This window comes from Fructilactobacillus sp. X2R1C1 (assembly GCF_059901435.1).
In genome coordinates, this window is the sequence record NZ_JBWXUV010000001.1 from 143,144 (window position 1) to 162,043 (window position 18,900).

An 18,900-nucleotide genomic window follows, 5' to 3' on the forward strand; every position below is an offset into this window, starting at 1 on the left:
AGTTAAGCGTTTGACTGATTGACGTAGCTAAAACTTCATCAATGGATTGTTGTAACGCCTCATTAGAATCCAATAATTCACTTGAGTAATATCAATATGAAGTACGACAGGACACTACATTATCAATGATGATTAGATCTATATTATTAATGGTAGTTTAAAAATTTCTAATTATATAGGAGATGTTACTCTTGTTAATAATTTCAATATCGATATAGTAGTTTACATTAAAAATACCGCGCTTTTTTTATCAAGAATATGCTTAATAAAATTTGTGATGGTTATTGACTTATTTAAGTTAATTTACATTCTACTAAAATTTAATAATTAGATATTTATAAAATATCATAATATTAATATAAGGAGATCAGTAATGTTGAATAATATGTCTAGTGAGATAAAAAAGACTTTGGATGGACTTAACTCAACAATATCAAATGTTTTTTTGTTGATTGTTTTATTAGTTACTTTTGGCTTTAATGGTTTTATTACAATATCTAAAAAAATAAATCCATTTTTCCAAATTAAAATAAGTATTTTAAAATTTATGAATTCGAATAATTTAATTATTAATACTACATTACTTTTAGTGACAGTAATAATTTTAATATTTTACTTAGTAATCGGAATTTCATTTTTTATTAATGTTCATAGAGCTAAAAATGGATATAAGGGAACATTAGATCAAAAACCAGACAATAAATGTATAGAACGATTAAGTGCAGAACAATATCTAAAATACTTATATAATTTTAGTAAATTAATATTTTCATTATTAATCATAGGATTAATAATTATTATTGGAACAAGGATTAGTTTAATTTATATTGTAAGTTATTTTAAGTGGGATCTTATTTGTTTTCTTATACTTTTTTTACTTTCAATATACTTTGCTGGGATAAATATAAAAAACTTTTTCTGGAGAAATATAACATATAAAAAAAATGAGTGATATGACTTCCTTAAGTTGGACAAAAAATTCAATTTAAGGATTCACATCAAAAGACATTCTTTTTAGTTTTACTTTTTATTCTATATGGTATAATCATCACTATAAAAAATTTCATTTTTACGTATGAAGAGAGATGATACTACATGAAAGTGGTTAATTGTAATAATTTCAAAGTGAACTTTGAAACATACATGGATCAGGTTATGAAGGATTATGAAGAAGTTACCATTCATTGTGAGAATGGTGATTCGGCGGTGCTCGTTTCAAAAAAGAAATATGATAGCATGATCGAGAATCTGTTTGTCTTAGGAAATGGTGATAATTTGAAGTTCTTGGAACATTCAAAGAAGCAATTGAAAAATGGAAAAACAAATTATTTGAAATAATAGTTAATTTAACATAATTATGCTGTATAATAACAAATGAAGATTATGCAATCAACTCATCGATTTAATAGGGTTGATGGGATTGAGTTTATCATCTATAAGTTGATGAACTCTTTTTTAGTTGTTATACCGTATAATTGAATTACTATTTAATTAAGTTATAATGTATTTATAACAAGTAATACATGATCACCGGTTTTCGGTAGAATTGATGATCGAGGGTTCGTCGGCTTGTCGCTGATGAGCTCTTTTTTATCCATAAAACTACATAAAAAGGCTGAAACCTAAATTGGTTCCAGCCTTTTTGGTACTATAGGTCTCGCTAATGTGGAGACATTGACAAGATGGTGCCATTCCCACTAACGCAGGGAGCCTCGTTACCTCTATGATACCATTTCAATTTAATTAAATAAATGCCGTAATGGCGGAAGCAAAGACAATGAGAACTAACCCGAGGTAGGTTAGGGTCATTTCCTTTGGCGTCTTCTTCTGGTGCAAGAAGTAAATCCCAGTCAAAGTGGAAACGAGGACGGCTAATTGACCAAGAACGTTGGCAGTGGCCAATCCGTTCATGTCAGGTTGAGCTGAGATTAAGTACATTAACATACCAAAGCCTTGCGATAATCCAGCGAGAATGTTCTTGTATGAAACGGATTGAATGAAGACATTTTCGTCTTTTAGGTTCCATAAATCGTAAATCACGGCACATAGTACCATTCCGATGGCTTGGGGAAGAAACGCGTGGTTTCCGTCCATGGCTTGCATGTTTGGCAATAAAGCTTTCATTGATGGCATGATGACCACCTGTGGAGCGGCTGAGTAAACTAAGTATCCCAGGGCACCAATCAGCTGAAAGATCGTAGCCTTCTTTAAAGCACCCTTATTGGTGGATTCTGGGTTTTGGACCCAAGCGGTGAGAGTCGCACCAAGGATTACGATAACTAGGGCAGTAAATCCTAAGACTTTTCCGATAATGCCAGTCCAGTCGCCTAGAACAAAGACTCCCCAAAGTGACGTCAGAATCAGCTGAAAGGCCGTGGTAATCGGCATTACTCGTGATGATCCAACTAATTTAAAACCCTTGAACTGCATGATCTGACCAAAGCCCCAGCCAAGTCCAGAAATAATTCCAAAAGTGGTACTGATCCAACCAGGAAGGGCTAATCCTTCAATGAAAAACAGGACGACCGCAAAGACTAAGGTTCCAAGGGTGGCACCTAAGATTTGGTTGGCGGGTTTTCCACCAACCTTCGAAGCAATCGTTGGGAAAAGTCCCCAACCGACCATTGGTCCTAAACCAATTAATATCGCTAGCCAATTCATAATAATAACCTCCTAAAGTGTGTGAATGAATTTTTGAAACGCTGCGGTCCCCTGGTCATCAAGCTTGAAGGCCCCTGCGTTTTCCAAGACGTGCATAAAGGTAATCCCGACTTCTTTATCAATCACGTCCTGGACGTTGTCGGGATTGAGTTGGTAACTTTGTTTGATCTGGTTGGCCCAGGCAACGTGATAATCCGCGATGTCGTTAGGCTGACCAAGTAAATACTTCTTGACCTCGGCCAATTCAGGTTTCAAGCGAGCGGGCAAGATGGCCCGTCCCATCACTTCAATCAGGCCAATGTTTTCCTTTTTGATGTGTTGGTATTCGGCGTGGGGATGAAAAATGCCATCGGGATACTTCTTGGACGTCTGGTTATCACGCAGAACCACGTAAACCTCAAACTGCTCCTGCTTGTTCATGCGGACGATCGGGGTGACCGTGTGATGCGGTGTACCGTTTGTTTCGGCGCGCACGTCAACGGACGGATCTGAATACTTGCGCCATTCATTTAAGATGTGGGTCGCAAAATCAATCAGTTCCTGTTTATCTGTCCCAGTCAGCCGAATCGTCGACATCGGCCAGTTTAGGACCTCGGCCTTAACGTCTGGATACTGGTCTAAGTCAAAGGTGAACCGGGTCTGTGCTTTCATCATTGGGAAGGTGTGATAGCCGCCCTGGTAGTGTTCGTGGCTCAGAATTGAACCACCCACGATTGGTAGGTCCGCATTACTCCCCATAAAGTACGCAGGGAACATCGAAACAATTTCAGTTAGATTGAAAAACGTCTGCGCGCTAATTTTCATCGGCTCATGAACATCATCCAAAAAGATACAGTGCTGATCAAAGTAGGAGTACGGTGAATACTGAAAGCCCCATGGTTTCCCGCCGACTAAAACATCAATGATGCGGTGATTAACCCGCACCGGAATTTGCGAATTACCGTAGTAACCCTCAGTTTGAGCGCACAGGTTGCACTCGGGATAACCAAAGTGGGTGTTTTGACCGGCCTTGGCAATGTCCTTGGGGTCCTTCTCCGGTTTCGACAGGTTAATCGTGATTTCCAGATCTCCAAACTTGGTGTCAATGTCCCAGAGCAGGTTCTTCTTGATGCGAGCAGTTTTAATGTAGTTATTTTGTTGACTTAAATTGTAAAAATAGTTTGTGGCCCGGTCGGGAGCTTGCTGATACAGGTTCCAGAACTTGTCATTGACCACGCTTGGAAGCGGAGTGTAGAGATTGGTCAGTTCCGCCTCTAACAGTTCACGGTTTTTGAGGGTATCGTCAATTTGACCATTCTTAATGGCCACGTCGATTAGCTGGTCGACCGTTGCCAATAATTGGTCAGATAAGTTCAGACTGGACCCGTTCTTTTCACCAACCAAATGGTAAAGATAATTTATGAGATACGTGCGATCCGTTGGTCGGTATGTTTGTCCGGTATCAATGACCTGACCGGCGTAGTGTTCAACTAGATTTTCCATGTTGTTCACCTCACCTAAATCTGGATTTCTTTCGGGCCATCCGAGATGTTGGCAATGTAGAAGTCAGCGTCGTAGCCGAAGCGGTAGTTGTAGGTGTCACCAACGTTTTTGGTGAAGCTTGCGACTTGGTCGGATGGAACGATTGCAATCGCACACCCACCAAAACCAGCACCGATCATTCGTGATCCAACGGCACCGTTCTTCCAAGCTTCATGAACTAGCGTATCCAGGTTTGGACCAGTGACTTCGTAATCGTATTCAAGTGAAATGTGAGAAGCGTTCACTAGTCGACCAAATTCAGCAATAGCGTTGTTGCGTAAAGCCTTCACGGCTCTTAAGGTTCGTTGGTTTTCAGAAACGGCATGACGGGCTCGTTTCAACAACGTTGCGTCATTAATGGTGTAGGTGTATTCGTCGAATTCATCATTTGACATGGCACCAAACGATGAAAAATCGGCCACCTTGTTGACTAGTTTCAAGGCGTCCTCACACTGTTGGCGGCGCTCGTTGTACTTGGAATCTTTTAGGCCTCGTTTCTTGTTGGTGTTCATGATGACGATTTTATCGTTTCCGAGTTTAATCGGAACGAACTCGCTCTTCATCGTGTTGGTATCAAGCAGAATGGCTGTGTCTTTTTTGCCCATCTCAACGGCGTACTGGTCCATGATGCCAGAGTTGACGCCAATGTCGGTGTTTTCCACGTGTTGTCCAAGTTTGGCTAATTCTGGTCCGGGGAAGACGTCGCTAAAATGGTCGTTTAAAATCTTGCCAAACAACATCTCAATGGAAGCAGAGGATGATAGCCCTGACTCATCCGGTAAAGTGCCATAAATTAAAATGTTGAAACCATGATCCAGTTTGTGACCCTTATCGGCAAAGGCCTTAAACATGCCTTTGGGATAGTTAATCCAACCATCATCGTGGTTAATGCTTAGGTCGTCGATTTGAAAAGAGTTCACTCCCGTATCCGGGAAGTTCTCCGAATAGATGTTGACCTTTTTATCGTTGGTCGGGGTCACCACGGCGTACGTCCCGAGGCTAATGGCACACGGGAAGACATGACCACCGTTGTAATCGGTGTGCTCGCCAATCAGGTTGATTCGGCCGGGCGCAAAGTATGCCTTGGTCGGTTCCTGTTTATACAAGTCTTGAAATTTATCCTTTAAATTACTAATAATTTTGTCAGTTGAAGTTATTTTCTCGGTCATTTAAAACATCTCCTTAGAAATCATTTCATTTGTAGTGATTTCTATTTTGAGAGTAAGCGTTTTCATATAGTAAGTCAAGATTTTTATTCTGTGAAATAATTATTTGACTTAATTGTGATAGAAGGGTGAACGAGTGGAACTTGTATGGTAATCTGAAATAAATGATAACGATATTCAGATTTGTGGGGTGAAAAGGAATGAAAAAAGAGCAATGGTGGAAAAAAGCAGTCGTATATCAGGTCTATCCACAGAGTTTTCAGGATAGTAATGGTGATGGGGTCGGCGACTTAGAAGGCATTAGAGAACGATTGCCGTACATTAAGAAGTTGGGTGCCAATGTCATCTGGCTTAATCCGATTTATGAGTCACCAGAAGAAGATAACGGTTATGATATCGCAGATTATCGGAAGATTAATCCGAAGTACGGCGACATGAAGTCATTTCAGAAGTTATTAGACCGGGCTCATGAACTGGACATTAAAATTGTGATGGACTTAGTTGTTAATCACACATCTGATCAGCACAAGTGGTTTAAAGAGAGTCGAAAATCCAAGGATAATCCGTACCGTGATTACTACTACTGGCGTGATCCGGTTGACGGTCACGCCCCCAACGACTGGGGTTCTTTTTTCAACGGTTCAACGTGGAAGTACGATGAACAAACGGGTCAGTACTACCTCCATCTCTTTGCGGACGGACAACCCGATTTAAACTGGGAGAATCCGAAGGTTAGAGAAGAAGTCAAGAGTCTGATGAAGTTTTGGTTGGATAAGGGTGTTGACGGTTTTCGAATGGACGCCATTAACTTGATTTCAAAACCAAAAGGACTGCCCAACATGCCCAAACCTGAGAATGCAAAGTATTCCGCTCCTGGTGCAGGGGTGTTGAACGGACCACGGTTGAACGAATTTTTGCGTGAATTGAATACCGATGTTTTATCGAAATATGACATCATGACAGTCGGTGAAATGTCTGGAACTAATCCAGAACAAGCATTGGAATACACTGGTTTTGACGCACATGAACTTAACATGGTTTTTCAGTTTGAACACGTTGAATTGACACCCAATCCAGATGAACGACTAAGTAAGTGGAATGACAAACCCGTAAAGTTGACTGATTTGAAACGAGTTTTCAATAATTGGCAAACAAAATTGCACAACAAGGGATGGAATTCACTTTACTGGAGTAACCATGACCAGCCACGAGCTGTTAGTCGATTTGCGACGGATAAGCCAGAGTATCGGGTACTAGCAGCAAAAATGTTAGGAACGACTTTGCATATGATGCAAGGAACACCGTACATTTTTGAGGGTGAAGAGCTGGGGATGACGAATGCCCACAAGGAAGATCTAACTCAGTATGAGGATATCGAGGCGATTAACGCCTACAATCAATATGTAAAACAAGAGAAAATTGTTTCACCAACAAAAATGATGAGTTATCTGGCTCATATGTCCCGTGATAATGCGAGAACGCCAATGCAGTGGGATTCTTCTAAGAACGCTGGTTTTACTACTGGCACACCGTGGTTTGCGGTAAACAAAAACTACAAAGAAATTAACGCAAAAGATGAAGTCGATGATCCAAATTCGGTCTTTGCTTACTATCAGAAGTTAATTGAACTACGGAAGACTAATCCAATTATTATCGAAGGGGATTTTGAGCTTCTAGACCCAGATGATGATGAGGTCTTTGCTTATAAGCGTCATTATCAAGGAGAAACTTTGTTAGTTATCAGTAATTTCACTGATCACGAGGTAGAACGTGATTATGAGGTACCTGAAAATGCGGAAAGATTGATTGGTAATTATGCTGATGATGCTGGTAAGAAGCTGAGGGCGTATGAGAGTAAAGTTTATAGAATGAAATAAAAGGAAAAGCCATGATTCTATCAAAATCATGGCTTTTTATAAGTTCTTCTGAAAATAATTTATAAAAAATGATAAAATTATGATTATAACTATGTTATTGCTAAGTAGATTTTAATTGTATATTTATTTACTTTAAGGGAGAAAATTTATAAATGAAACGACATGATATTATAAACAGAGTTGGATCTCAATTTTTAAAAGCCAATCTTGAATCTTCTGATGAATGGAGTTATTTGCAAGATGCGGGTGGTCAAACAAAACTAAAAGAATATGTGGGTGTCGAGAAAGACATTACTCATTATAAATTGGATATTAGATTAGTTGACGAAAAATCGAATTGTGCAATTCTAGTTGAGACCAAGCATAGATTTAAAAGTAGTGATGAAGCACAATTGTCCGCTTATGTTGATGAGGAACATGCTATGTTTCCGAACCATAATGTAATTGCCATTTTAGCAGATACTGATGATGATAGAGTAAAAGTATGGAAACAAAATATAGATTCTGGGAGTGAACTTAAACAAGAATCTGTATTACAATCGATGGAACATTATGTAAGTTTGTTTAAATTTCAAAAACAAAATAATCGTGAAAAAGTAATGAAAAATACTGTTAAATTAAATGAGCTTTTACAGACGTATAATATTGGTGTCGATATTCGTAGTCAACTTGTTGGCTCATGTTTGCTTTATATTAAGAACAAAGTTGGAAAACATGAAAATAACTCATATATTACTAATACTGATATTTCTGAGTTAGAAAAAGAAGTGAAAGAAAAAGATCCTGAAGTAATAAGAACAGAAATCAGATCAGAATTAAAGAAGCTTTTACAAAAAAGTTCAAAAAAGAATAGTAGTGACTCTGAACTTAATGTTAATCAAAAAGTTGGTCTTTTAGATAAGAATGTATTTGAAAATCAAAATGTTAAAAGTTTGGATAGTGATAAATGGGCTAGTATCCTTGGTGGAACTTTAGGTGGGGTTTATAGATATATAAATATGAATTCTGCAGAGGGTCAAGATATTTTAAACTTGTTCTTTGTAACTTTCAATAAGTACTCTAGGAGTAATGATAAAAATCAAGCTTTTACACCTGATCATATAACTAATTTTATGGCAAAACTAACTGAGGTAGGTCCTAACACGGTAGTATTAGATCCAACATGTGGATCAGGTTCTTTTTTAGTACAAAGTATGGTTATGGAGTTAAATGATGTTTTAATGAATCCTAAATTAAATGATGATGAAAAAAGTAAAAAGATGGATTCAATAAAGTCTAATAATATGTTTGGCATAGAGTTAGACGAGAAGGTATACGGTCTTGCTACTACTAACATGTTATTACATGGAGATGGCAATTCAAATGTTAAACAAGGAAATTGTTTTGAATTAGAGGATTTTATTGAAAAATCACATCCAGACGTAATTTTAATGAATCCCCCATTTAATGCAATTCCTTCCACAGTACCTAATAAATATAAGCGGACAAATGGTGATATAAGTGATACAAGTGACGAAAAGATTCCTAAAGCATGGACATATAAAAATGAACCCACTAAAGGATTGGTTTTCGTGAAGTACTTATCCGACATTGCAAAAAAACAGAATTGGAATGGAACTAAGTTAGCAGTATTAGTTCCATATTCTACTGCTATAGGTACAAGTGATACATTAAAACAGTTTAAAAAAAGTATTTTAAATGAATCAACACTAGAAGCTGTTTTTTCATTACCAGAAGGAATTTTTTACCCTGGATCTGCTAGTAGTGCTTGTTGTATGTTATTCACTTTAAACAAACCTCATTTTGATCGTGAAGGTAGTCCTAATCATGAGACGTTTTTTTGTTATTGTCGAGATGATGGATTTAAAAAAAGGAAAAATCTAGGACGAGTTGAACAGTTTAATGATAAAGGCGAAAGTATTTGGAAGAAAAAAGAAGATAGTTGGCTTAGTGCATTTTTTAATAAAAAAGAAATTAATGGAGAGTCCATCCAAACTAATGTTGGTTCTGAAGATGAGTGGCTTTGTGAAGCATATATGAAAACAGACTATTCGAAGTTGAATCAAGAGGATTTTCAAAAGATGCTTAATGATTATTTAGGTTATGAAATTATTCATGGGGAAAGTTAATGAAAGTTAAAGAATTATTTAAAGTATGTAAAGGTAGTCATTTGGATTATTCTAATCAGAAAATTGATAAAGATGATGGAATTAATTTCGTTTCTAGGAATTCAAATAATAATGGAGTAGTGGGTAGGATTAAAAAGGATTCTAAAATGATTGTTTTTCCTTCTGGTGCTATTAGTGTTTCGCTAGGAGGTAGTTATTTATTATCGTGTTTTGTTCAAAGAGAGCAATTTGTTACAGCTGAACATATGGCTGTATTGATTCCTAAAATTATAATGAGTGAAAAAGAAAAGTGGTTTTATAGTTATGCATTAAGAAAAAATAGATTTAAATTTTTAGCATTTGCTAGAGAAGCAGATAAATATATTGAAGATATTGATTTGCCAGATAAAATTCCTTCGTGGGTATATTCTGCTAATTTAGAAATTCCTAAAACAAAAAATACTTATAATGATGTACCTGGAATTAATATTAATGATTGGAAATTTATTAAATTAAAAGAATTATTTAATATACGTAGAGGATCTATTGGTAAATTAACTACTTATAAGACTGGCGTAGTACCTGTAATTAGCTCGCAAGAGTCTAATCAAGGTATCAATGCATATCTAAACGTAGATAAAAAATATAGTAATGCATTAACTATATCCCTTAATGGAAATGGTGGTTATTGCGTATATCATGGATATAGTTTTAATGCTGGCAAGGATTGTGGAGTTTTAATTCCTAAATTTAATTTAACGAAAAATATAGGAATATTTTTATCATCTATTATTAATAAAAATTCATATAAATATCAATATGGTAGGAAGCCATCTCTTGATAAAATAAAAGAAGATACCATTTTGATACCATTTAAAAACGGTCAACCAGATTTTGACTATATGAATTACTATATTAGTAAATTACCCAAGGCTGATTTACTTTAGTTATGTAAATTGATAATTTTAATTTGACTGAAAATGGGATTGTATAACATAAAAAATACATCACACTTAATAAGTGTGATGTATTTTTTATGTCTAAGTTATAGAAGCATATATCACAATTAACTATTGTTTAACATAAATGTACAGTTAAAAATTCTCTTTTGTTGGTAACTCAGTAAATTATTTCTTTTTACTTGAATGCTCATCTATGTATTTTTCTCCTTCTTTACCTTGTACATAGAAAGCAATATAAGAAGCTAAAACATCTAAATATTTTTTCAAGTCATCTACGTTTAATTCTGGATGTAATTGATTGTAATGTGTACTGTCGTTTCCTATCCAAGTAACCATTGTTGCGTTTGCATTTAAAACTGGATTTAACTTGGATAAACGTTTTATACATTTACCTAACCATTCATCCTTGATAGTATCTTCTTCTTTTGGGAATAGATATGATAAAAAGTCTTTTACTAAAAATTCTAAAGCTTTTCTATAACCCATAGGGGCAAGCTCATTAAGGCCCTTGATTTCAGCATTTTTTGATTGGATATACAATTTTTTAAATTCAGGTGATAATTCTGAAATTTTATTGTCAAATGGAAATTCATCTGTTCCAATATTATATCCATAATTAAGTAGATTCGTTGTTGCTCCGCTTAAGGAATAGTCAAACAAACAGTATTTTCCGCAGGATATACATTGAAATATGATACCAAAATGCTTTTCATTATGATTATAGTCAATTCCTGTTGATAATGATGTTATTGCTTCGCGTGAGAATTGAGAAGGTATATGTTCAAATGGGCAATAATTTGGTTCTTGAATCATAACGCCTTGGTATTCAATTGTTATACTATTTTCGTTTGATTTAGTACTATCTATTTTAATAAATGGATTTTTCATAATTCTACCTCTTATAGTCTGTGTGAAAGGTTATTCTTTAAACTCCAATTATGTGAAGTCTATTTTCAATCATCATCTTATTCATAAGATCATTTCCATCATTTGGGTTTAACTCTTGGCCGTATTTGTTTAATAATTGAGTTATAATTTTTAGTTGTTCTTTAGGAATAATATTGTCTGGATAATTATTTTTTCTTGCATAACTCAGTGAATATTTGAATGTTAAATCTACACTAGAATTATATAAATGAGTAGCTTCAAAAATAGACTTAAAATATGAATAATCTGCCTCCGCTAATGAATGACCAAATACGATGATTTTGTTAACCTTTTCATCAATTAAATCGGCATATTCATTAGAACTTTCAGATAAAACCCTATATGTTTTAGTGAATGGAAAAATATCACTGTCAGGTTTTATATCTTCACTACCAATCCCAATTATAATTGGATTGTTTTTGTTGCGTCCAGTGTTTCCGTGAATGTATCTAACATGGTGTATTGTATTATTTTCAATTACCCAGACAGGTTTTGTTGGTACTGGAGTATAGTTAAAAGTTAAAACGTTATAACATGTACTTTCTGAAATTTTATTTAGTTTATCTTGATAACATTCAGAATAATTACTACTTTTTTCAGGTAGTTTTGAAATGTAATTTGAAAAGTTTTGTTCGAATTTATTTAATTGACTAAATAGTTTGTCATAAGTTTCATCTAAGGTATTTTGTGTTTCTAGTAAGAATGGTAATATAATTTTTTTGAAATCGTCTTTGCTAAAAGCATAAACGGGTATTGTTTGCTTTCCAGTAGTAGTTTGATTATGATGGTATAACCATTGTAAGTCATTATTATTATTTAATTTTTTGGTATTTATTAGTTCATTAAAGTTACTGATTTCATTATTTTTGTCTGATTTATTTTCGGGGAAAAACTTTTTTATTTGTGATTCTACATCTGACCAATTTTCTAATTTATAAGAATCAACGCCGATTTTATTTTCGTTAATATAACGTAATAGTAATAAATAAAGGTCCCAGAAACTTAAGATTTTGGGATTGAAGTTTTTAAAGTTATTTTTTATAGCCTCCATCATTTGCTTTTTGTTTAATGCGTTTGGATTTTTAGTTGTATTTTTTAAAACTTTATTTATAAGATCATTAAAATCATTCTTTTCTTTATTAAAGTCATCATCGTCATTTTTATCGAAATAGTCTTGAAAACTTGTTTGTAATCCTAAATTTAAATCAAATCCATTTCCAATTATTACTAGCGTGTCTGCTTCTTTTTGTTGTTCTTCTGTCATCTTTCACTTCACTCCTTATTATATGCGGGATTGAGATGTTTTATTTGTGGATCTACTGATTATTTCATTAGTAATATAATATTGCAATACAATTGTTGGTAAAACGAGTTACCAAGGTAACCATCAATGAATAGCATTAATTGATTTAGCAAATGAGTAAATCTTAGTTAATATAAAAGACTCATATCGATATTAGTATCGATGTGAGTCTTCTATATTATTCTACCAGTAAGTATTTATTTAATTATCTCCCTCCCCATTACTTTCCCCGACTCTTCCCTTTGTCTAAAATCTTTCCTTTGTTTTTCATCTAGTCCATCTAGATACCATGATCCTTCAAAGGGATTGCGATGTTTAGGTGTTAACTTTAACGACCCATCACTTTCTTTTTTGATGTCAAAGTCCGTCCCTTCTGGGTAGTTAAATCGTTTTGGAATCGTAATTACACTTTTATTTCCAACTTTTCTAAGTCTCATTAGTAATTCCCCCCCTTCAAGAATGTGTATAATGAAGATTTTACCTGGCACCTCAACCTTCAGTGCGCTATGCTTAAACTGTAATGATTATTCATTAACATTAATTACTTAACTTTAATCAGGAGGGGTCCATGAAAAAGAAAAAGTATTTCATCGTTACTGGAGCATTAGTACTGTTAATGATCGCCTTAGCTGGAGTGGGTTTTGCCGCGTTGCACCATCATCACAAAAAGCTGACCAGTAAGGGCATGAGCATGGCCAGTTTTCCAGCGAAGTTCCGCGGAACCTGGTATTCGTATTCACCTAAAACCAATCAATACAGCGTTATCCGGAACACAAAAAAGACGAGTTCGGCGACTATTTATGGAGCCGACTTCAAATCTGATACATATCGTGTCACAATCCATCAAACCAAGTATAAGCCTCATTTTAAGAAGATTGGCAACCGCACTAAGCTAAGCAATAGCTACATAAAAAAGACCGAAAATTGGTCGTTGTTACGCAACATGAGTTACATTCCGTGGCAATCCGGTCCAAAGGGAATAGCGGCAACCGTTAATCTGTACGGTTGGACGCAATCAACTGGTGATGGGATTTACCTTCAAGAACGACGGCAAAAAGTCGACGATTACCACGTTGACATGCTGACGTTTGTCAACAACGGGGTGAATCCAATCGTTAACTTGAACGAGGGTGGTCATTTCTATCGTAGTAAGCAACTGGCGCAGAAGTTAGCTGGTCGCAGATATCATCGTGAGTTTCGGTACGTTAAGGACTACTAAATTATTTCAATAGATTACTTAAGTCTTCCCATCCGCATCCACCTGAAAGCGGACCGTGATGGTTAGAATTTCCACCATCTTGACAGCCAAATAAGTTATTTACCAGTCTGGATATTTTTTCCTCCAGACTTCTGATTTTATAGGAGTACTCCTCCTGTTTCTTGATAAAGGGAAAAGAGCCGTCCAGATAGATCGGAGTGACGATGTCGTTGAAGTACAGTTCCAGGCGGTCGTCGCCCTTGCGAATTACATGGTTGAGGTTGTGATAGGCGACCCACGACGTGTTGCGCTTGCAGTGGTCAATAGATTTTAAGCGTAGGAGTTGGACGTCATTTCGGACGTACGGGATGTTCTTGTTAATCTGACAGTGACTCGCCAGCGTTTTGATTTTATCAAGGGACAGGCGGTTCTTTTGCCACAACTCCTTCATTAGGACGTTGGTGGTTTGCTTCACGAGTGTAAAGCCCGAGACACGGTCGACGACGAGGGAATCAAATTGGTTGTGGGCGTCCTTTAAATTGATGAGCAACAGGACCGAGTCCCAGTTAATGGCGTAGGTGGTCAGTTTCCGGTTCACCTGTGACGGTAAAATCGAGTTGATGTCGACCGCGAATTCGTTGCGCATCTTTCGCTTAAGTGGTTCACATAGATTCAGTGGTAATTCATTTAGTTCCATAATATTTCTCCTTTTTTGTTTGTTCATTATTAGATACGGACTTTAAGGAGAAACTTTTCATGAATTTCGATTATTTAAAATAAAATCCAATTAGCACGATTAAAAAATAAACCCTAGTGATCATCACTAGGGCTTATTAGGATATCAATGTGTGAAAGATTATTTGAGGTATTTACGGCGCTTGTCAGCTAATCCAAAGATGCCCATCAGAGATGTAAGTAGACCGACAATTGACAACCAAGTGGTATTTGATTGGCCGGTTTGAGGAAGGGTCACGTTTGAAGTTCCCTGCTTCTTACTCGTCAGCTTATCAATATTGACAGATTGACGATAAGCAAGCGGTGAGGTGGTTAAACGAGCACCAGCTTGGTTACTGATGCGATCCTTAGTTTCGGTTAACGAGGTTAAGCCGGACGTATTGGTCTGGACGCTTTCAGAACGAACTGTTTCCGTGTGGTTGATGTAAGCTGCCCGTGGTTTCGTGGTCCGTTGGGCGCGATCAATGGCGTGGTTAATGATTTGAGCGTGCGCCTTTTTGGTCGTGTTTTGACCACTAGCTTGGTTAGCAGCCTGTTTGTCATGAGCCAGTGCAGCTTGGTCCTTTGCTAGGTCACTCTTAGCCTTGTCCAAAGCGACTTGATCAGCGGCCGCTTGTTTTTCGAGGTCGGCTAACTTCGCCTGATCGTTGGCTAGTTTGGCCTTGGCGTTAGCTAAGTTATTGGCTTCATTTTGGTAATTAATCAGTTGTTTTTGTAAGGCGGCCAGTTTAGCTTGGTCATCTTGCAGTTGCTTTTCTGCTTTTTCAAGAGCTTTTTGTTTATTGATGAGGTCTTGGGTGGTCTTGTCTAAGTCACTTTGGGCCTGTTCGTTAGCGGCCGTTGCCTTTTGTAACTTGTTTTGATCGTCATTAAGTTGGTTGACGTCGTTTGCGACCCGCTGTTTGGCTTGAGCTAACTTATTCTGAAGGCTGGGAAGGGCAGCGTTGTTATGGTCAATGGCTTGTTGCTGCTGAGCAATCTGTTTGTTTAGGTCGTTGATTTCGGTCTTGGCCTTGTGAATGTTAGCGGACCATTTATCTGGATCATACTGAGTAACTTGCTTTTCATCGTTATCTAACTGATTGGTCAAGCGTCCCAATTTGTTTTGTAAGTTTTCTAGAATTTGTTGATTACGTTTGATTGCTCCTTGACAGTCCGAGATTAATTCGAGCGTGTCAGCGATTTGGCGTTCCAGTGTTTCGGGGGTCACGATACCTGTATCAGTTACACTAAACTTAGTCGAATCCAGAATTTGACTTGGGCTAATCAAGACCAAGTGAACTTGACCATAGTTATCAACGCCGATGCCAAGGTACTTGTCATTATTGACGTTTCCGGTCTGCGGGTCGAGACCCAGGAGGCTCATCTCGTGAGCATCCGATGCCTTACCGTCATTAAACAGCAAGTTCATAATTATACTGTAAAGTTTGGAGTAGATGGTATCCATGGTGGTGTAATTGTCAAAGGTCATGTCACCAGGGGTAACGATTTCATAACCGTCCGCTCCGGGGTAAACTTTCAGCCCATACTTGGCTGCCAAGTTGTTGATGGCGTTGACGTCATAACCATTTTTGTTACTAATGTTCCAATCATCTTGGTTATAAGCGTTCATCAAGTTGTCAATAAAGTAGTCCATACTATAACCACCGATTGCAATGTCCGTGGTACCAAACTGTTTGTGGATTTGATTAATGAGCCATTGGACGTATTCTGCCATTTCGAGTTTTTGATTATTGGTGAATTGCGGGGTTTCCTGGCCATTACTGTTAGTCCCAACCTGGACATAATCCTGTTTCGCAATGTCACTTGGTTGATAGTGGTTGGCGGCCATTGCCGCATTATCAAACTGGTTGAACCAGTCGGATGCGTTTTCGTTTGGATGTTGTTGCTTCCATTGCTGAAAACCCTGTAAGGTCATGCCAGCGGGAATGTGAATGCTTTGCTCAAAGGCACTCTCGGACTGTTTCTCGTCGTTTAAGGTGCTTTGCGCGTCACTAAGGGTTGAGTTCCATGAACTAATGTCATCTTGTGCATTACTGATGTCCTGGTTCGTTTTATTGACGGCAGCTTGGTCGTGTTTAACGTTGTTTTCGGCCTTGTCATGCTTTTTCTTAGTGGCAGCCTGCCACTTGTCTAGATTGTCAAGCGTGGTCTGAGTATCCGCTTTTTGTTGCTTCGCTTGGTCTTGTTTTTGTTGGGCATCCTTGGTGCTCTGTTCGTTGTTGTCAAAGGCACTTTGCGCTTGATTTTGAGCGTCAGTATCGTGGTTTAACTGGTTCTGGTCGTTGTTAACGGCGCTCTGGGCTTGGTTTTGGGCCTGCTGAGTATTATCAGCGTTCTTCTCATCTTTCTCCACGGTCGCCTGGGCGTCATTTTCGGCTTTTTGATCGTTATTAACTTGACTTTGATCCTTTTTAATGTCGTTATCGGTCTGATTAATTTGGTCCTGAGTCTTTTTGATGTTTTCGGGAGTGGCATCGGCCGCTTCCTTTTGGGCCTTGTCCACGGCCGCTTGGTCTTTATTCACCACGCCTTGTTGATTACTTATGGCTTGAGAGTCGGAGTCGACGTTCTTTTGGTCGGTGTCTACAGCCGTCTTGTCATGGTTGACCTGGTTTTGATCAGTTGAGACGGCATTAGACGTGCCATTTTGTTGACTAGTGGGTTGCGTCTGGACGTTTGCACTAGCAGCATTGTTGAATACTCCCACTGCAAACACTCCCGACGCTACCAAAGCGCTTCTAGTAGTAATCCTTAGCCAACGTTTATGTGGCCTTACTGGATTCACATGCGACTGATGACTATCATCTTTTGATACCTTACAATTATCATGCTTAATAAATTTACTCATAACATAAGTCCTTTCTGCTTATAAATTATTTTGCATAATTGATAATACTATAAGGACTTTTATAATACAATTGTTTTAAGTAAAAAATGATAATTATGTGAGTTAGTTTTATTTCAGCAAATAAAAACCAGCGCGTAAAGCGCTGGTTTACTAGTATTCAGGTTGAAGTTAAACGAGCCACCAAATAATCAAAGCGATGATGAAGACGATTAAGGCTAATCCGAGCCAGTCTTTATACGTTGGCCGATGTGGTGTCATCGTGATGGTTATGTGCTTTCCAATTTTCCATTCTCTCGTTTTCATGTCATACCTCCCATATGTAATTGGTGATAGTGTGTTATACTAAAAATGTAGTAAGGAGCGAGCGCAAATCGCTCCTTATGGTTGACTATTTAATACTAAAGACAAATGTGAGACTTAGAGAAGGCAATTTGAAGCTGATTTCAAATGCCGTTAATCTAAGTCTTTTGTTGTTTTTAGAGGCCATAGTCATCACCTCCTTACTACCGTTACTACGGTACACTAGTATGTAAGTATTTAAAACACCTTTTCCATTTCATTGCGTATAATGATAAATTAATTTATTTCTGATGATAAAAATACTTTACTTTCTCAACAATTCCCGTTTTTTCCGTTCAAACTCTTCTCTAGTAATGATGTGATCATCCATCAACTTTTTGAACTCGCGGATTTCATCTGCCTCTGAAACGGGTCCGTGGTCTGTTTCCTTGGAAAAGAAGGTAGTGAGGGTACTTGTCAGCATCCCTACAAAACTAATCCCAACCAGCATCAAAACCACGGCAATTCCCTTTCCAATTTCGGTCTTAGGACTAATATCACCGTAGCCGACGGTCGTGGTAGTTGCGATGGCCCACCAGATCGAGTTAGTGAGCGACGTGTTTTCGACGATGGAGTAGAGGCCGGCTGACAGCAAGATAATAATCGTACATATGAGTAATAGGTAAATGAAGCCGTTGGTTTTAAGAAACCGTTCGATTCGTTCTTTGAATTTACCAAGGACGCCTGCGACCCTGAAAAGTCGGAAGATGCGGGTTAATCGGGTTACCCGAGAGATTTTGAAGAAGGATAAGCCGTACCCAAATGGAATGATTGCGAGTAAATCAAACAGATGAGTTTTTACGTACTGCCATTTTTGTTTGGCAAGCAAGAGACTACCGAAGTAGTCGACGGTGAAAATTAGCCAGATGGCATCGTCAATAGCCACGTATGGTTCAGCGTCAAGATTAAGCTTATTTAAGAACTGAAGAACGGTCAGCACAATGGAGATAATTGCTAACAAGATAATCAATGCATCGTAGGTATTTCTGATAATTGGTTTAGTCACGTTCACATCACCCATCACATAGTATATATTTATTTTACCAGTCCTTAGGATCGTTTATAACAACTTCAAGAGCTCACTATCAAAAATGATAGTGAACTCTTTTTGTTTTTGTTCTCATATTTGAATTGCTAATAATGTTGTGATACATCAATTTTTATCATGGAATAAAAATTATAATCAGAGAAATTGCACACCAGACGGCGATTATAATCGAATAATGATTATTAAATTATTATGGAAATCACA

16 protein-coding genes are annotated in these 18,900 nt (G+C 37.3%); 6 read left to right on the forward strand and 10 right to left on the reverse strand.

All coding sequences use genetic code 11. From position 1 onward, the window contains the following. Window positions 1-373: 373 nt before the first annotated feature. Together AC6UDG_RS00685 and AC6UDG_RS00690 are read left to right on the forward strand one after the other, a co-directional pair. Window positions 374-952: a hypothetical protein gene (locus AC6UDG_RS00685; RefSeq protein WP_500706102.1), complete on the forward strand. Its 579-nt coding sequence runs from the start codon at window positions 374-376 to the stop codon at window positions 950-952. Between the two features lie 143 nt (window positions 953-1,095). Further along, window positions 1,096-1,338, forward strand: coding sequence for a type II toxin-antitoxin system Phd/YefM family antitoxin (locus tag AC6UDG_RS00690; protein ID WP_500706103.1), 243 nt, complete (start codon window positions 1,096-1,098; stop codon window positions 1,336-1,338). Window positions 1,339-1,743: 405 nt separating this feature from the next. Here the strand turns inward: AC6UDG_RS00690 and rbsU are convergent, their stop codons facing one another. From rbsU to AC6UDG_RS00705, 3 genes are read right to left on the reverse strand one after another with little or no spacing between them, the layout of a single operon-like run. Beyond that, window positions 1,744-2,661, reverse strand: coding sequence for a ribose/proton symporter RbsU (gene rbsU / locus AC6UDG_RS00695; RefSeq protein WP_500695984.1), 918 nt, complete (start codon window positions 2,659-2,661; stop codon window positions 1,744-1,746). Window positions 2,662-2,673: 12 nt separating this feature from the next. Next, a complete protein-coding gene (gene galT, locus AC6UDG_RS00700; protein WP_500706104.1) occupies window positions 2,674-4,143 on the reverse strand; it encodes a UDP-glucose--hexose-1-phosphate uridylyltransferase in 1,470 nt (489 codons plus the stop codon). Window positions 4,144-4,157: 14 nt separating this feature from the next. After that, window positions 4,158-5,351: a galactokinase gene (locus AC6UDG_RS00705; protein WP_500706105.1), complete on the reverse strand. Its 1,194-nt coding sequence runs from the start codon at window positions 5,349-5,351 to the stop codon at window positions 4,158-4,160. Between the two features lie 197 nt (window positions 5,352-5,548). Here AC6UDG_RS00705 and AC6UDG_RS00710 point away from each other — a divergent pair, with 197 nt between their 5' ends. The 3 genes from AC6UDG_RS00710 to AC6UDG_RS00720 all read left to right on the forward strand — a co-directional run bounded on the left by AC6UDG_RS00710 (window position 5,549) and on the right by AC6UDG_RS00720 (window position 10,280). Then, complete coding sequence (locus AC6UDG_RS00710; protein ID WP_500706106.1) at window positions 5,549-7,225, forward strand: glycoside hydrolase family 13 protein; 1,677 nt, start codon at window positions 5,549-5,551, stop codon at window positions 7,223-7,225. A gap of 152 nt (window positions 7,226-7,377) precedes the next feature. Next, the gene (locus AC6UDG_RS00715; protein WP_500706107.1) at window positions 7,378-9,354 is read left to right on the forward strand and encodes an HsdM family class I SAM-dependent methyltransferase; all 1,977 of its coding nucleotides are present in this window, start codon (window positions 7,378-7,380) and stop codon (window positions 9,352-9,354) included. Further along, window positions 9,354-10,280: a restriction endonuclease subunit S gene (locus AC6UDG_RS00720; RefSeq protein WP_500706108.1), complete on the forward strand. Its 927-nt coding sequence runs from the start codon at window positions 9,354-9,356 to the stop codon at window positions 10,278-10,280. The genes AC6UDG_RS00715 and AC6UDG_RS00720 overlap by 1 nt, the downstream gene beginning before the upstream one ends. 180 nt (window positions 10,281-10,460) lie before the next feature. Here AC6UDG_RS00720 and AC6UDG_RS00725 read toward each other — a convergent pair whose 3' ends face one another. From AC6UDG_RS00725 to mazE, 3 genes are all read right to left on the reverse strand, one after another. Then, entirely contained in the window at window positions 10,461-11,183 is a 723-nt protein-coding gene (locus AC6UDG_RS00725) for a hypothetical protein (protein WP_500706109.1), read from the reverse strand. A 37-nt stretch (window positions 11,184-11,220) separates the two neighbouring features. Continuing rightward, on the reverse strand, window positions 11,221-12,486 hold the full coding sequence (locus AC6UDG_RS00730) for an AbiH family protein (RefSeq protein ID WP_500706110.1): 1,266 nt from the start codon (window positions 12,484-12,486) through the stop codon (window positions 11,221-11,223). 236 nt (window positions 12,487-12,722) lie between these two features. Then, window positions 12,723-12,962, reverse strand: a complete 240-nt coding sequence (gene mazE, locus AC6UDG_RS00735) for a type II toxin-antitoxin system PemI/MazE family antitoxin (RefSeq protein WP_500706111.1) — start codon at window positions 12,960-12,962, stop codon at window positions 12,723-12,725. A 131-nt stretch (window positions 12,963-13,093) separates the two neighbouring features. On the opposite strand from mazE, the gene AC6UDG_RS00740 reads away from it, so the two are divergent. Next, window positions 13,094-13,744 (forward strand): hypothetical protein, encoded by a 651-nt coding sequence (locus AC6UDG_RS00740; RefSeq protein WP_500706112.1) that lies wholly within the window; start codon window positions 13,094-13,096, stop codon window positions 13,742-13,744. Window position 13,745: 1 nt separating this feature from the next. On the opposite strand, the gene AC6UDG_RS00745 is transcribed toward AC6UDG_RS00740, so the two are convergent. From AC6UDG_RS00745 to AC6UDG_RS00760, 4 genes are all read right to left on the reverse strand, one after another. After that, entirely contained in the window at window positions 13,746-14,420 is a 675-nt protein-coding gene (locus AC6UDG_RS00745; protein ID WP_500706113.1) for a hypothetical protein, read from the reverse strand. A 159-nt stretch (window positions 14,421-14,579) separates the two neighbouring features. Continuing rightward, window positions 14,580-17,309 carry an LPXTG cell wall anchor domain-containing protein gene (locus AC6UDG_RS00750; RefSeq protein WP_500706114.1) on the reverse strand — a complete coding sequence of 910 codons (2,730 nt, stop codon included), beginning with the start codon at window positions 17,307-17,309 and terminating at the stop codon, window positions 14,580-14,582. 168 nt (window positions 17,310-17,477) lie between these two features. Then, the gene (locus AC6UDG_RS00755) at window positions 17,478-17,612 is read right to left on the reverse strand and encodes a hypothetical protein (protein WP_500694145.1); all 135 of its coding nucleotides are present in this window, start codon (window positions 17,610-17,612) and stop codon (window positions 17,478-17,480) included. Window positions 17,613-17,913: 301 nt separating this feature from the next. Then, a complete protein-coding gene (locus tag AC6UDG_RS00760) occupies window positions 17,914-18,654 on the reverse strand; it encodes an ion channel (protein ID WP_500706115.1) in 741 nt (246 codons plus the stop codon). Window positions 18,655-18,900: the final 246 nt, after the last annotated feature.